The sequence below is a fragment of the Pseudomonas sp. s4 genome (genome assembly GCF_046764235.1).
Taxonomy (GTDB): Bacteria; Pseudomonadota; Gammaproteobacteria; order Pseudomonadales; family Pseudomonadaceae; genus Aquipseudomonas; species Aquipseudomonas asiatica.
This window is the reverse complement of sequence record NZ_CP177209.1, coordinates 4760395-4772922: the sequence shown is the minus strand read 5'-3', so window position 1 is coordinate 4772922 and position 12528 is coordinate 4760395. Positions and strand designations below refer to the sequence as shown.

Genomic DNA, 12528 nt, shown 5'->3' with positions numbered 1-12528 from the left:
GCGGGTAAACCCGCTCCTACAGGGATCGCGCAGGATTCAGGGCATGCACGGTACCTGTAGGAGCGGCCTTGTGTCGCGAAAGGGGCGCAAAGCGCCCCCAGCTTTCTCAAACGATACCTAGCTCGCCGAAGACGAACGCGTACTCAAGGGCCACATCCTTGAGCCCCTGATACCGCCCGCTCATCCCGCCATGCCCAGCCCCCATCTCGGTCTTGAGCAGCAGCAGGTTGTCGTCGGTCTTGCGCGTGCGCAGCCGCGCCACCCACTTGGCCGCTTCCCAGTACTGCACGCGGCTGTCGTTGTAGCCCGCCACCACCAGCATCGCCGGGTAGGCCTGTTCCTTCACGTTCTCGTACGGTGCATAGGCCTTGATCCGCTCATACACCTCCGGCTCCTCAGGGTTGCCCCATTCGTCGTACTCGGTCACGGTCAGCGGCAGCTCGGGGTCGAGCATGGTGTTGAGCACGTCGACGAACGGCACTTCGGCAATCGCACAGCGGAACAGCTCGGGGCGCAGGTTGAGCACCGCGCCCATCAGCAGGCCACCGGCGCTGCCGCCACTGATGGCCAGGCGGTCGGCAGCCGTAACACCCTCGGCGATCAGGTGCTCGGCACAGGCGATGAAGTCGCTGAAGGTGTTGTGCTTGTGCTCCTGCTTGCCGGCGCGGTACCAGGCTTCGCCCAGTTCGCCACCACCACGCACATGGGCGATGGCAAAGGCCACGCCGCGCTCCAGCAGGCTCAGGCGCGCGTGCGAGAACCACGGGTCAAGGCTTTCGCCATAGGCGCCGTAGCCATACAGGTACAGCGGCACGGTCCGGCCCAGGTCCTGGCGGCGGCGCACCAGGCTGATCGGCACCCGGGTGCCGTCCGCTGCGGTAGCCCACAGGCGCTCGCTGACATAGTCGTCGGCATCGAACGGCCCCAGCACCGGGGTTTGCTTGAGCACCGCCTGGGCACCGCTGGCCAGCTCCAGCTGGCGTACCTGGGCCGGGCGGTTGAGTGCTTCGTAGCGCAGGCGCAAGCGTGGGCTGGCGAATTCCAGGCTGTCCTGCACGTACAGGCTGTAGGCCGCGTCGGGCAGTTCGACGCGGTAGGGGGCCAGGCCCTGCGGGCGTACCTCGATGATCGGCAGGCCGCCTTCGCGCAGGCTCAGGGTCAGCGCGCCGGCATTCAGGCTGAGGCCTTCGAGCATGATCGCGTCGCGGTGCGCTACCAGTACCTGCCATTGCTCACGGCTGGGCACTGGTGCGACCGGGGCGTGGTACAGGGCGAAGTTGATGCCGTCCTGGTTGGTGCGGATGAACCAGCGCCACTGGCCGTCGAGCTGGCCGTGGTCGGGGAAGTACTCGTGGCCCTCTACGCGTGGCGCCAGGCAGGTGAACGGAGCCTGCGGTGTCTCTGCATCCAGCACCCAGGCTTCGCTGGTGGTCTTGCTGTTGAGCAGCAGCACCAGCTGGCGTTCGGAGCTGGTGCGGTAGCAGTGCAGGAAGAAGCGCCCGTCGGGCTCCTCGAACACGGTCTGCGCGCCGTCGTTGCCCAGGGTGTGGCGACGCAGGCGCCACGGGCGGTGGGTCTCGTCCAGTTCGGCGAAGAACAGCGTCTGGCTGTCGTTGGCCCAGGTCAGGCTGCCGTCGCAGTCGTCGAAGGGCAGAGTGGTGACGCTGCCACTGGCCAGGTCCTTCACGTACAGGGTGAAGATTTCGTCGCCACTGGTGTCCAGGCTGTAGGCCAGCAGGCGGTGGTCGGGGCTGACGTTGAACGCGCCGAGGGACAGGAAACCGCCATTGGCCAGGGCGTTGGGGTCGAGCAGCAGTTGCTCCTGGCTTTCATCGACCGTGTTGGAGTCGTCGGCCGGGCGCGGGCAGCGGTAGTGGCGCGGGTACTCGTCGCCCGCGGTGGTACGGGTGTAGTACAGGTAGGGGCCCCAGGGCGCCGGCAGCGACAGGTCGGTTTCCAGGATGCGGCCCTTGATCTCTTCGAACAGTTGTTCGCGCAGCGGCGCCTGGTCGGCCAGGCAGGCTTCCTGGTAGGCGTTTTCGGCCTGCAGGTAGGCAAGCACCTCGGGGGTGTCACGCTGTTGCAGCCAGGCGTACGGGTCGGCGGCCTGGGCCTGGCGGGCAATCGGGGGTTGGGGCTTGGTTGGCATTGAGGATCTCTTGATTGGGGGTGCCTGTACCGGCCTCTTCGCGGGCAGCCCGCGAAGAGGCCGGTACAGGCAAACACTGTCTGCGCCCGGAAAAGTGTTTATCATAGGCATCTCTTTGCCTGGCTTGCACGAACACCATGACCGAGAACGACTACACCCTCGCCTGGGGCCTTTACGCCGTTGCCGCCCTGGGCTGCCTGATGGTGGGCTTCAAGCTCACCGGCTGGATGTGGCGCTGGCTGCGCGAACCGCTGCGGGTGGTGCTGGCGGTGCTGCTGCTGACCCCGACCATCGTCGACCCGGTCAAGGACAGCTTCGCCCCGGCGATTGCCATCACCGCCCTCGACGTCGCCTTCAAGGTCGGCAACAACGCCTGGCGCGCGGTTTCCGACTTCGCCATGTACGGCATGGGCGCGTTTTCCCTGTATTTCCTCTTCGTGCTGCTGCGCTTTCCGCTGGAGAAACGCGCCCGCGAGCGCCGCGCGCAGGCCGAGGCCGCTGCCCAGCGCCAGGCTGCCGAAGATGACCAGCTCGGCGCCCAGGCCCCGCTGGCCGCAGAGCGCCGCGACCGTTACCGTGATGCGCCACCCCCTGTCGCCCCAGCCGTCTCCCGCGGCAGCGGCCGGGTCGAGCCCCGTCTGTAAGCGGAGACACGCCTATGTGCGAACTGCTGGGCATGAGTGCCAACGTCCCCACCGATATCGTCTTCAGCTTCACCGGCCTGATGCAGCGCGGCGGTCGTACCGGCCCGCACCGTGACGGCTGGGGCATCGGCTTCTACGAAGGCCGTGGCCTGCGCCTTTTCCAGGACCCGGCTGCCAGCAGCGAGTCGGAAGTGGCCAACCTGGTGCAGCGTTACCCGATCAAGAGCGAAGTGGTCATTGGCCACATACGCCAGGCCAACGTCGGCAAGGTATGCCTGTCCAACACCCACCCGTTCGTGCGAGAGATGTGGGGCCGCAACTGGTGCTTCGCGCACAATGGCCAGCTGGGCGACTTCAAGGGCCAGGCCAGTTTCTACCGGCCGGTGGGCGATACCGACAGCGAGGCGGCCTTCTGCGACCTGCTCAACCGCATCCGCAGCGCCTTCCCCGAGCCCGTTCCGGTGGAACAGCTGCTGCCGGTGCTGGTCGAAGCCTGTGCCGGCTACCGCGGCCAAGGCGTGTTCAACTGCATGCTCAGCGACGGCGACTGGCTGTTCTGCTTCTGTTCGACCAAGCTGGTGCACATTACCCGGCGTGCACCCTTTGGTGCGGCACGGTTGAAGGATGTCGACCTGATCGTCGATTTTCACACCGAAACCACCCCTAACGACGTGGTCACGGTGATCGCCACCGAGGCCTTGACCGAGAACGAGACCTGGCAGCGCTACGAGCCGGGTCAGTGGGCCCTGTGGCGGCACGGCGAGTGCGTGGCGCACGGCCAGAGCTAAGGACGCGGCATGTTCAGAAGTTACCTGCGGTTGCTGCTGTTCACCTTCGGCCTGCTGGCCGGTATCCAGGTCCCGGGGCTGGTGAAGGACTACAGCCAGCGGGTCGAGGCGCACCTGTTCGAATCACGCGAGGCGCTCGACGGCTTCCGGCAGACCGCCGAACGCTTCTTCAATGGTGACCTGCAGGCGCTGCTGCGACATTATCGCAGCAGCGACGACCCAGTGTTCAACAGTGATGCCAACAGCATCGAAAGCCTGATGATCCGCAACGAACTGCTGGAAAACGAATGGCAGGCGCTGCAAGCGCCATGGGCGCAACGTACCTGGCACGTGCTGGTGCAGGCCGACCCGCAGTTGCGTGAAGAAACCCTCAATGGCTACAGCTACCAGATCCTGCTGGTGCCCGAGGCGGTTGGCTGGGGGCTTGGTGCAGGGTTTGTGCTGGCATTCGTGATCGAGAGCCTGTTGCTGGCGATTGGCTGGGTGATCCTGGGCGGGCGGCGTGGGGCGGTGAAAGAGAGCTGGCGCTGATTTTTGCAGTGCCTGTGCCGGCCCTTTCGCGGGCTTGCCCGCTCCCACATGATCATCACAGGCCTTGAGAGCCGTGCAGTACCTGTGGGAGCGGGCAAGCCCGCGAAGAGGCCAGCACAGACAAAGCCAATCAGTCAGACCAACACAATCCGCTGCTCACCCACATCCCGCGCATACCTCTCCAGCACCTGCCGGCAAACCCCGACCACTTCATCCACCAAGGCCACCCCGGTCTGCCAGGCCACTACCAGCTCCAGGCTCGGCGGCGGTTGCAGCCCCTGCAGCAATACCAGCTCACCCCGGCTCAACTCGGCATCCACCAGCGCCGGCGGCAACGCACCAATGCCAAAACCGTCACGCAACAGCCGGGTAATCGCCGCCACCGAGTTCACGCAGTTCAGCCGTGGCGTTTCGGCCCCCGCGCCCTGCAGCAGGCTCAGCACTTCCTGGTGCGGCCGCGAGTTCTTCGAGAAGGTGATGATGCGTTCCCGCCCAAGCTCGGCCAGCGAAGCATAGTCGCGGTGCTGGTGCGAGCCGGCGGCCACCACCCAACCCATGGGGTAGCGCGCCAGGTCCAGGCTGCGGATCGATTGCTCGCGCAGCAGGTCGGTCTGCAGGATCACGTCGAGAAAGCCCTTCTGCAATTGCTCGCGAAGGTTCAGCGCAGTGTCCGCCACCAGTTCGATCTCCACCTGCGGGTAACGCTCGGTCAGCTCCGCCACCAGTGCGCTCATCCAGGTGTGGATCACCGTGTCCATCACCCCGATACGGATGCGCCCGACCTTGGCCCGGTCGCTGTCCAGCGACTGCTTCATGGCCTTGGCGGTTTCCAGCATGCGCTCGGCATATTCCAGCACCTTGCCGCCTTCCGGGGTCAGGCTGACGCCACGTGAGTCGCGCAACAGCAGCTTCACGCCAAGGTCGGCCTCCAACGCGGCGATGCGGCTGGAAACCGAGGCCTGGGTAGTGAACAGCTTTTCCGCGGTCAGGCGGAAGCTCTTGAGCCGGGCGACCCAGACGAAGGTTTCGAGGAAGCGAAGGTTCATGATCAGTTTTTCTTGTTCCAGACCGGCGGTTTTTCTCGTTGGACGCAGGTGGCGCGGCCTCTGAACAATGGCAGCCAGGCCGCGACTCATTGTCGCCCATAAAACAATACCAACAAGCCGAGGCAAGCATGAACCCCACCGGCGTGCAGCAGCAGGTCAGTTCCCCATCTTCGTCCGGGCCTTTCGCCTGGTATCGCGACATCGACTCACAGCAGCGCCGCACCTTCTGGAGCTGCAAGATCGGCTATGGCCTGGACGGCATGGACACGCAGATGCTCAGCTTCGTCATCCCCACGCTGATCATGCTGTGGGGCATCACCACCACCGAAGCCGGGTTGATCCACACCAGTACCTTGATCGCCTCGGCCGTGGGTGGCTGGGTGGCCGGCATTCTCTCCGACCGCATTGGCCGCGTGCGCACCCTGCAACTGACGGTGCTGTGGTTTGCCTTCTTCACCTTCCTCTGCGGCTTCGCCCAGAACTACGAACAATTGCTGATCGCCCGTACCCTGATGGGCTTCGGCTTTGGCGGTGAGTGGACCGCCGGCGCGGTGCTGATCGGCGAGGTGATCCGCGCCCAGGACCGTGGCAAGGCGGTGGGCATGGTGCAGTCCGGCTGGGCGCTTGGCTGGGGCCTCACCGCCATCCTCTACGCGCTGCTGTTCTCCTGGCTGCCGGCAGAGCAGGCCTGGCGCGCGCTGTTCCTGCTGGGCCTGGTACCGGCGATCTTCGTGATCTTCGTCCGCCGCCTGGTCAAGGACCCCGAGGTATATCGCGAGGCCAAGGCGGTGGAAAACGCCGAGGCACCTGCGCAGTTCTACGAAATCTTTGCCCCGGGGATGCTCTGGACCACCGTGCGGGCTTCCCTGCTGACCACCGGCGCACTGGGCGGCTACTACGCCATTACCTCGTGGCTGCCGACCTTCCTCAAGAACGAGCGCGGCCTGAGCGTGCTGGGTACCGGTGGCTATCTGGCCATGGTGATCGTCGGCTCATATGTCGGCTATGTGGTCAGTGCGTACCTGTCCGACCTGCTGGGGCGCAAGAAAAACTTCATCCTGTTCGCCGTGGGCTCGTTCGTCATCGTACTGCTGTACACGCAAATGCAGGTCAGCGACGGCGTGATGCTGTGGCTGGGCTTCCCGCTGGGCTTCTTCGCCTCGGGTATCTTCAGCGGCATGGGCGCGTTCCTCACCGAACTGTTCCCCACGCGTATCCGTGGTTCGGGGCAGGGCTTCTGCTACAACATCGGCAAGGTCATCGCGGCACTGTTCCCGCTGCTGATCGGCGTGCTCGGCCAGAAAGTACCGCTGGGCCTGGGTATCGGCGTGTTCTCCGCCGTGTCCTACGGGGTGGTGATCGTGGCGGCGCTGAGCCTGCCGGAAACCCGCGGCAAACAGCTGCAGGCGCGTTAAGGTAGGCATATGAACAACGACAACGGAGGCCGTGCAGTGGAACGCCTGCTACTCAATTGCGACATGGGCGAGAGTTTCGGCAGCTGGCGCATGGGCCTGGATGCCGACGTCATGCCCTACATCGATTGCGCCAACATCGCCTGCGGCTACCACGCCGGCGACCCCGGCATCATGCGCCGCACCGTGGCCCTGGCGCTGGAGCACGGGGTGACCATCGGCGCGCACCCGGCCTACCCGGACCTGGTCGGCTTCGGCCGCCGCTCCATGGCCTGCAGCCCGGAGGAAATCCGCGACCTGCTGCACTACCAGATCGGTGCGCTGGACGGCATCTGCAAAGTGTTGGGCGGCCGCGTGGCCTACGTGAAACCCCATGGTGCGCTGTACAACGACATGATGGCCGACCCGCTCAAGCTGCGAACCGTACTGGAGGCTGTGGCGGCCTATGGCGCAGACCTGCCGCTGATGCTGATGGCCACCGCCGACAACCGCGCCGCCCAGGCCCTGGGTGATGAGATTGGCGTGCCGCTGTGGTTCGAAGCATTCGCCGATCGCGCCTACACCGCCAGCGGCCATCTGGTGTCGCGTCGCCTGCCCGGCGCTGTGCACCACGACCCGGCGCTGGTGGTGGAGCAGGCCGTGCGCCTGGCCCGCGGCGATACGCTCGTCGCGGACGATGGCAGTGCACTGAGGCTTGCAGCCAGTACCCTGTGCGTACACGGTGACAACGACAGTTCGGTGGCGGCTGTGCGGCAGATTCGCCAGGCTCTCGATGCCCTGGAGTCGCGATGAAACCCCGTATTGAAGTCGTGGCCATCGACAGCCTGATGGTGCGCCTGTTCGATGGTATCGACGAGGGCAACATGCCGTGGATGCTTGCCGCCAGCCAGCGCTTGCACGCGACGTTCGGCAAGCACTTGCTGGACCTGGTGCCGTCCTACACCACGCTGATGGTGCAGTTCGACCTGCCACCGGGTGAGGCGAGGGCACTGATCATCCGTGCGCTGGAGGGCTTGCAGCCAGACACGGGCAGCGGTGGCCGCCGCCATGAGATCCCGGTGTGGTACGACGCCAGCGTCGGCCCGGAGCTGCCGGTGTTGGCGGCCCGCAGTGGCTTGAGTGAAGCAGAGGTGGTCCGCTTGCACAGCGAGCGCGAGTACCCGGTGTTCGCCCTGGGTTTCGCCCCCGGTTTCGGCTTCATGGGCCTGGTGGACGAACGCCTGGCCAGCCCGCGCCTGAGCACCCCGCGCAAGCGCGTGGCGGCCGGCAGCGTCGGCATTGCCGAGCGCCAGACGGCGGCCTATCCGGCGGTATCGCCGGGGGGCTGGAACCTGATCGGGCGTACCCCGGTGCGCCTGTTCGACCGTGAACGGGAGGGCTACAGCCTGTTGCAACCCGGTGACCGGGTGCGCTTCGTGCCGGTTTCGCGCAGCGAGTTCGTGGCGTTGGGCGGTGATGTGGAGGCACAAGCATGAAGCAGTTGAAGATCGAGGCCAGTACGCCGCTGTGCCAGTTGCAGGATGCCGGGCGCTTCGGCGTACGCCACCTGGGCGTGACCCAGGGCGGGGCGCTGGACTGGGTGGCGATGCACTGGGCCAACTGGCTGCTGGGCAACCCGTTGGCGGCGCCGGTGGTCGAGGTGGCGCTAGGTGGTTTCTGTGTGGTCGCCGAGCAGGATTGTGTGCTGGCCCTGGCCGGTGCCGACCTGGATGCGCGTGTCGATGATCAGCCGCTGGCGCCCTGGCGCAGCTTTGCGTTGGTCAAGGGCCAGCGGTTGACCCTGAAGCAGCCGAAGCAGGGCGTACGAGCGTATCTGGCGGCGCCTGGCGGGTTCCTCGGCGAGGATGTGCTGGGCAGTTGTGCCACCGTTGTGCGGGAAGAACTTGGCGGTATCGATGGTCAGGGTTCTGCGCTTGGCAAAGGCCACGTTCTGGCATTCTCAGGCACTTCGCCGACCCTGCGGGAGGTACCCGAAGCGCTGCGGCCACAGTACCCACAAAAGCCTGTGCTTGACCTGGTGATCGGCGCACAGATCGGTGACTTCAGCGGTACCAGCCTGTTCGAGGCGTTCAACCGCGAGTGGACGCTGGACAGCCGTGCCGACCGCATGGGCATCCGCCTGCTGGGGCCGCAGCTGGTCTACCAGGGCGCGCCGATGATTTCCGAGGGGATTCCGCTGGGGGCGGTGCAGGTGCCGCCGGATGGGCAGCCGATCGTGTTGCTCAATGACCGGCAGACCATTGGCGGTTATCCGCGGCTGGGGGCATTGACGCCGCTGGCGCTGGCGCAACTGGCGCAGTGCATGCCGGGCGCGGTGGTGCGGTTCCGGGCGGTGGTGCAGGATGAGGCGTGGCGGGAGCAGCAGGCTTACCTGGACCGTTGGCGATAAGGCAGCCGGCCTCTTCGCGGGTAAACCCGCTCCTACAGGTACGGCGCAAGCCGGGAGGCCTGTGCGGGACCTGTAGGAGCGGGTTTACCCGCGAAAGAGCCGGCACTGGCAAAATCACTTGGACAAGTAACGCATCCCTTCCTCCAACCCCTGCAAGGTCAGCGGGTACATCTTGTCCTCGATCAAGTCCCGCACCAGGTGGGTCGATGCGGTGTAGTCCCAGGCCTGCTTCGGGTATGGGTTGATCCAGATGATCTTCCTGAATTTTTCCATGAAACGCTGCATCCACACATAACCGGCCTCTTCGTTCCAGTGCTCCACGCTGCCACCCGGCTGGGTAATCTCGTAGGGCGCCATGGCCGCATCGCCAACGAACACAACCTTGTAGTCATCGCCGTACTTGTGCAGCAGGTCGAAAGTGGAATAGCGCTCCGAGGTGCGGCGCAGGTTGTTTTTCCACACCGACTCGTACACGAAGTTGTGGAAGTAGTAGTACTCCAGGTGCTTGAACTCGGTCTTGCACGCCGAGAACAGTTCTTCGCAGACCTTGACGTGGGCGTCCATCGAGCCACCGATGTCGAACAGCAACAGCAGCTTCACCGTGTTGCGCCGCTCGGGGCGCATCTGGATGTTCAGCAGCCCGGCATCCCGCGCGGTGTGGTCGATGGTGCCGTCGATGTCCAGCTCTTCGGCGGCGCCTTCACGGGCGAACTTGCGCAGCCGGCGCAAAGCCAGCTTGATGTTGCGCGTGCCCAGCTCCACCTGGTCGTCCAGGTTCTTGTATTCGCGCTGGTCCCAAACCTTCACCGCCTTGCCCTGGCGTTTGCCGGCCTCGCCCACGCGGATGCCCTCGGGGTTGAAGCCACCGGAGCCGAAGGGGCTGGTGCCGCCGGTGCCGATCCACTTGTTGCCGCCGGCGTGACGCTCCTTCTGCTCTTCGAGGCGCTTCTTGAACTCCTCGATCAGCTTGTCCAGGCCACCCAGCGACTGGATCTGCGCGCGTTCCTCGTCGGTCAGCGAACGCTCGAATTCCTTGCGCAGCCAGTCTTCGGGGATCAACGCTTCGATGTGCCGGTCGAGGTTCTCCAGGCCCTTGAAGTAGGCGGCGAAGGCGCGGTCGAACTTGTCGAAGTGGCGCTCGTCCTTCACCAGGATGGCGCGGGCGAGGTAGTAGAACTCGTCCATGTCGGCGAACACCACGCGCTTTTGCAGGGCCTGGTGCAGGTCGAGCAGTTCGCGTACCGACACCGGCACCTTGGCCGCGCGCATTTCATTGAACAGGTTGAGCAGCATGGCCCGGCTCCTGTCAGCGGTTGCCGCGCCGGCTCATGAAGGCCAGGCGCTCGAGCAGTTGTACGTCCTGCTCGTTCTTCACCAGCGCGCCGGCCAGCGGTGGAATGGCCTTGGTCGGGTCGCGTTCGCGCAGCACCGCTTCACCGATGTTGTCGGCCATCAGCAGCTTGAGCCAATCGACCAGTTCGGAGGTGGACGGCTTTTTCTTCAGGCCTGGTACCTTGCGCACGTCGAAGAACACGTCCAGCGCCTCGCTGACCAGCGACTGGCTGATGTTCGGGTAGTGCACGTCGACGATCTGCTGCAGGGTGGCGCGGTCGGGGAAGGCGATGTAGTGGAAGAAGCAGCGGCGCAGGAATGCGTCCGGCAGCTCCTTTTCGTTGTTGGAGGTGATGATGATGATCGGGCGCTGTCTGGCCTTGATGGTCTCGTCGATTTCGTAGACGTAGAACTCCATCTTGTCGAGCTCTTGCAACAGGTCGTTGGGGAACTCGATGTCGGCCTTGTCGATTTCGTCGATCAGCAGAATGACCCGTTCCTCGGCCTCGAAGGCCTCCCACAACTTGCCCTTCTTCAGGTAATTGCGCACATCGTGGACCTTGTCCACGCCCAGCTGCGAGTCCCGCAGGCGGCTGACCGCGTCGTACTCGTAGAGGCCCTGGTGGGCCTTGGTGGTGGACTTGATGTGCCAGGTGATCAGGCGCGCACCGAACGAGGCCGCCAACTGCTCGGCAAGCATGGTCTTGCCGGTGCCGGGTTCGCCCTTGACCAGCAAGGGGCGTTCGAGGGTGATGGCCGCGTTTACCGCCAGTTTCAGGTCGTCTGTGGCGACGTAGTCGCGGGTGCCTTCGAACTTCATGGGTCTGTCCTCTGAGGGTAGCTTGCTCTGGCCCTATCGCCGGCAAGCCAGCTCCCACAGGTACAGCACAGGTCTTGAGAACTGTGGGGATCATGTGGGAGCTGGCTTGCCGGCGATAGGGCCGGAACAGGCAGCACATATTTTGATTTGTCACCGACTATAACGCGGGGTTCGCCGACTGGAAACGCAGACCAGGTATTCAGTCCCTGAATGCCCCGTCACTCGATCCTAGTCGGAATCCGGCGCATCACGCTCATACCGCGCATTGAACGCCTCGATGAACCCGTTGCGCAGTATCTGCAGAAACGCCTCGAAGGCGCTGATATCCTGTTTGTGCACGCTGCCGCTGAGCTCTACCCGGGTCGCGAACTGGTTCTTCGGCTGGTTCTTCAATACCGTCTCGGTCGCACCTACCAGCGCTTCCCAGACCGAGCGGAAGAAGCCTTTGTCCTTCTCCTGCACATCCTGCTGCCAGTCGAACACATCCACATCCCGCAACAGTGGCTTGATGTACCCGTTCAATCGCCCGTTGGTCGCCTCGGCCTCTATCACCACATCGCCGTGCCCGGCATTGAAATCGAACTTGCCGTAGGCGCTGGCGAAGTCATTGAGCTTGCGCAGCTCGATACCCGTGGCGCGCAGGCGGAACTCGAAGTCGTCGAAATCGCTGAACGGGTCGAAGGTAGCGCGACTTTCCACCTTGGCGTCGCCTACGATCAGCGCCGTGCCATCAAAGCTGGCATCACGTCGGCCCTTTTCGTCACGAATATTGGTGAGGTTGCGAATACTGGCATCGAGCTGAGTGGCCTTGAGGTTGACTGGTGGTTTGGAGTTGAAGTTGCGGAAAGTCAGCACGCCGTTGTCGATGCGAACCTCGTTCAGGGTGATCGGCAGCAGTTTTTCCAGTTGCTGGCGCCAGTCGGTGCCCTGACCGGTCTGCGAGTTCTGTTTGTTGCCGCCATCGACGAAGTTGAGTTCCGGCCGGTCGAATATGACTTCGGCAACCACTGCGCGGTCGTTCCAAAGGGCGTGCCAGCTCACCGACAGGTCGATCAGCGGTGCATCGAGAAACGGTACCGGCACCTTGCCGGTGGTCTTGACGATCTTCAGCCCGTTGATCTGGTATGCACCGCGCCACCAGGCCAGGTCCACATCGGCCACCTGGCCACGGTAGTCGCCCATGTCGGCCAGTTTGTCATTGAGGTAGTCGCGCACCAGATAGGGCAGGGCCAGGTGCAGCGCCAGCAACAGCACGATCAGGCTGGCCAGGCCGATCAACGGCCAGCGATAACGGGCTCTCATCGAAGTGTCTCCAACGCAGGATATGCGGTTGACCGCAACGAGTCCGCGTGAGTTCGAACAGGCTTTACGGGCCACCGGTGCGGGCTTACCCTTGAGGTCTTTCCCTGCTTTTTTT

Annotated in this window: 12 protein-coding genes; 7 read left to right on the top strand and 5 right to left on the bottom strand. The window is 64.4% G+C overall.

Features of this window, described 5'->3' with window-relative positions; translation table 11 throughout:
- Positions 1–106 precede the first annotated feature (106 nt).
- The gene (locus ACK56M_RS22050) at positions 107–2149 is read right to left on the bottom strand and encodes a S9 family peptidase (RefSeq protein WP_191472235.1); all 2043 of its coding nucleotides are present in this window, start codon (positions 2147–2149) and stop codon (positions 107–109) included.
- Between the two features lie 137 nt (positions 2150–2286).
- Here ACK56M_RS22050 and ACK56M_RS22045 point away from each other — a divergent pair, with 137 nt between their 5' ends.
- The 3 genes from ACK56M_RS22045 to ACK56M_RS22035 are packed head-to-tail and all read left to right on the top strand — an operon-like array spanning position 2287 to position 4112.
- Positions 2287–2793 carry a hypothetical protein gene (locus ACK56M_RS22045; RefSeq protein WP_015271345.1) on the top strand — a complete coding sequence of 169 codons (507 nt, stop codon included), beginning with the start codon at positions 2287–2289 and terminating at the stop codon, positions 2791–2793.
- A gap of 14 nt (positions 2794–2807) precedes the next feature.
- On the top strand, positions 2808–3581 hold the full coding sequence (locus ACK56M_RS22040) for a class II glutamine amidotransferase (RefSeq protein WP_013973756.1): 774 nt from the start codon (positions 2808–2810) through the stop codon (positions 3579–3581).
- A 9-nt stretch (positions 3582–3590) separates the two neighbouring features.
- The gene (locus ACK56M_RS22035; protein ID WP_023661383.1) at positions 3591–4112 is read left to right on the top strand and encodes a DUF2937 family protein; all 522 of its coding nucleotides are present in this window, start codon (positions 3591–3593) and stop codon (positions 4110–4112) included.
- A gap of 134 nt (positions 4113–4246) precedes the next feature.
- Here the strand turns inward: ACK56M_RS22035 and ACK56M_RS22030 are convergent, their stop codons facing one another.
- Positions 4247–5158: a LysR family transcriptional regulator gene (locus ACK56M_RS22030; protein ID WP_217191238.1), complete on the bottom strand. Its 912-nt coding sequence runs from the start codon at positions 5156–5158 to the stop codon at positions 4247–4249.
- A gap of 128 nt (positions 5159–5286) precedes the next feature.
- On the opposite strand from ACK56M_RS22030, the gene ACK56M_RS22025 reads away from it, so the two are divergent.
- From ACK56M_RS22025 to ACK56M_RS22010, 4 genes are read left to right on the top strand one after another with little or no spacing between them, the layout of a single operon-like run.
- Entirely contained in the window at positions 5287–6573 is a 1287-nt protein-coding gene (locus tag ACK56M_RS22025; protein WP_013973753.1) for an MFS transporter, read from the top strand.
- Positions 6574–6582: 9 nt separating this feature from the next.
- On the top strand, positions 6583–7362 hold the full coding sequence (locus tag ACK56M_RS22020) for a 5-oxoprolinase subunit PxpA (RefSeq protein WP_411959051.1): 780 nt from the start codon (positions 6583–6585) through the stop codon (positions 7360–7362).
- Positions 7359–8045: a 5-oxoprolinase subunit PxpB gene (gene pxpB, locus ACK56M_RS22015; protein ID WP_309669316.1), complete on the top strand. Its 687-nt coding sequence runs from the start codon at positions 7359–7361 to the stop codon at positions 8043–8045. The genes ACK56M_RS22020 and pxpB overlap by 4 nt, the downstream gene beginning before the upstream one ends.
- Positions 8042–8959, top strand: coding sequence for a biotin-dependent carboxyltransferase family protein (locus tag ACK56M_RS22010; RefSeq protein ID WP_015271340.1), 918 nt, complete (start codon positions 8042–8044; stop codon positions 8957–8959). The genes pxpB and ACK56M_RS22010 overlap by 4 nt, the downstream gene beginning before the upstream one ends.
- Positions 8960–9073: 114 nt before the next feature.
- On the opposite strand, the gene ACK56M_RS22005 is transcribed toward ACK56M_RS22010, so the two are convergent.
- The 3 genes from ACK56M_RS22005 to ACK56M_RS21995 all read right to left on the bottom strand — a co-directional run bounded on the left by ACK56M_RS22005 (position 9074) and on the right by ACK56M_RS21995 (position 12413).
- On the bottom strand, positions 9074–10252 hold the full coding sequence (locus ACK56M_RS22005) for a vWA domain-containing protein (RefSeq protein WP_013973749.1): 1179 nt from the start codon (positions 10250–10252) through the stop codon (positions 9074–9076).
- Positions 10253–10265: 13 nt separating this feature from the next.
- Positions 10266–11111, bottom strand: coding sequence for an AAA family ATPase (locus tag ACK56M_RS22000; protein WP_015271339.1), 846 nt, complete (start codon positions 11109–11111; stop codon positions 10266–10268).
- Between the two features lie 228 nt (positions 11112–11339).
- Complete coding sequence (locus ACK56M_RS21995; protein WP_411959050.1) at positions 11340–12413, bottom strand: DUF748 domain-containing protein; 1074 nt, start codon at positions 12411–12413, stop codon at positions 11340–11342.
- Positions 12414–12528 lie beyond the last annotated feature (115 nt).

Coding starts and splice junctions, on each gene's coding strand:
- ACK56M_RS22050 (WP_191472235.1), bottom strand. CDS start 2,149: ATGCCAACCAAGCCCCAACCCCCGATTGCCCGCCAGGCCCAGGCCGCC.
- ACK56M_RS22045 (WP_015271345.1), top strand. CDS start 2,287: ATGACCGAGAACGACTACACCCTCGCCTGGGGCCTTTACGCCGTTGCC.
- ACK56M_RS22040 (WP_013973756.1), top strand. CDS start 2,808: ATGTGCGAACTGCTGGGCATGAGTGCCAACGTCCCCACCGATATCGTC.
- ACK56M_RS22035 (WP_023661383.1), top strand. CDS start 3,591: ATGTTCAGAAGTTACCTGCGGTTGCTGCTGTTCACCTTCGGCCTGCTG.
- ACK56M_RS22030 (WP_217191238.1), bottom strand. CDS start 5,158: ATGAACCTTCGCTTCCTCGAAACCTTCGTCTGGGTCGCCCGGCTCAAG.
- ACK56M_RS22025 (WP_013973753.1), top strand. CDS start 5,287: ATGAACCCCACCGGCGTGCAGCAGCAGGTCAGTTCCCCATCTTCGTCC.
- ACK56M_RS22020 (WP_411959051.1), top strand. CDS start 6,583: ATGAACAACGACAACGGAGGCCGTGCAGTGGAACGCCTGCTACTCAAT.
- pxpB (WP_309669316.1), top strand. CDS start 7,359: ATGAAACCCCGTATTGAAGTCGTGGCCATCGACAGCCTGATGGTGCGC.
- ACK56M_RS22010 (WP_015271340.1), top strand. CDS start 8,042: ATGAAGCAGTTGAAGATCGAGGCCAGTACGCCGCTGTGCCAGTTGCAG.
- ACK56M_RS22005 (WP_013973749.1), bottom strand. CDS start 10,252: ATGCTGCTCAACCTGTTCAATGAAATGCGCGCGGCCAAGGTGCCGGTG.
- ACK56M_RS22000 (WP_015271339.1), bottom strand. CDS start 11,111: ATGAAGTTCGAAGGCACCCGCGACTACGTCGCCACAGACGACCTGAAA.
- ACK56M_RS21995 (WP_411959050.1), bottom strand. CDS start 12,413: ATGAGAGCCCGTTATCGCTGGCCGTTGATCGGCCTGGCCAGCCTGATC.